The following is a 247-nucleotide window of genomic DNA, read 5'->3' on the forward strand; positions in this document are numbered from 1 at the left end:
GCACTCCGTCAAGCAACCCGATCGGCTCCCCTCGCATCCACCGGGCCTCTGAGAGACGCGCTTGGGCTCTCGCCTGTTCAAAGCCGATGAAGCAAAATGCGTTGAGCTCGCGATTCGCTTCATCGACGCGCTGCAAGCAGTCATCGACCACCTCAACAGGAGACAAGTCCCGGCTCTTAAACAGGGCAAGACACTCACATGCAGTAAGATCTGCAATCAGCGCCGCCGATTTAGTAGACATTTGTTC

General features: G+C 56.3%; 1 pseudogene. It reads right to left on the minus strand.

Annotated features, from left to right (window positions below):
• Window positions 1-247 (minus strand): annotated as a pseudogene (locus QSV46_RS40590) (amidase); the annotation flags it as partial.

The sequence above is a fragment of the Bradyrhizobium cosmicum genome, from assembly GCF_032290525.1.
GTDB lineage: Bacteria > Pseudomonadota > Alphaproteobacteria > Rhizobiales > Xanthobacteraceae > Bradyrhizobium > Bradyrhizobium cosmicum_A.